1 protein-coding gene is annotated in these 674 nt (G+C 76.3%); it reads right to left on the reverse strand.

Annotated elements, in window-relative coordinates; genetic code table 11:
• Positions 1 to 546: bifunctional diaminohydroxyphosphoribosylaminopyrimidine deaminase/5-amino-6-(5-phosphoribosylamino)uracil reductase RibD (gene ribD / locus IH13_RS0115185; protein ID WP_031084718.1), on the reverse strand; the 546-nt coding region annotated here is incomplete at its 3' end.
• Positions 547 to 674: the final 128 nt, after the last annotated feature.

Here is a 674-nt window from a genome sequence, read left to right on the forward strand (position 1 = left end):
GTCGGCGCGGGACTCGGCGGAGCTGATCCAGCGGCTCGTGGCGTCGGCGGCGGCGACCCGGCCGTCGAGGGTGGCCGCGTACTTCCAGAGCACGTACGGGCGGCCGAGACGCACCGAGGTGAGCCAGGCGGTGTTGCCGGCCTCCGCCTCCTGGGCGAGGAGCCCCTGCTCCACCTGGACGCCCGCCGCGCGCAGGGTGTCGGCGCCGCCGGTGGCCCGCGGGTCCGGGTCGCCGACGGCGTACACGACGCGGCGGACGCCGGCGTCGAGGAGCGCCTGGGCGCAGGGCCCGGTGCGGCCGGTGTGGTTGCAGGGTTCGAGGGTGACGTAGGCGGTGCCGCCGCGGGCCTGCGCGCCCGCCTCACGCAGGGCGTGGATCTCGGCGTGCGGCCCTCCGGCGCGACGGTGGAAGCCCTCGCCGGCCGGCTGCCCGGCGGCGTCGAGGACGACGCAGCCGACGACCGGATTGGGGCTGGTGGCGCCGAGACCGCGGGCCGCGAGCGTGATCGCGCGCCGCATGGCGGTGATGTCGGCCGTGGTGGCCACCGGGTCCTCCTGCCTCTTCGGGCACGGACTCCGGGGCCTGTCGATGACGACAGATGAAGCGGAACGCGACAGGGGACGCCGAAACCGATGGCGGGGACACGGCTGTGCCGGGGAAACCCGAACAAGCT

Source organism: Streptomyces sp. NRRL WC-3549 (genome assembly GCF_000721935.1).
GTDB lineage: Bacteria > Actinomycetota > Actinomycetes > Streptomycetales > Streptomycetaceae > Streptomyces.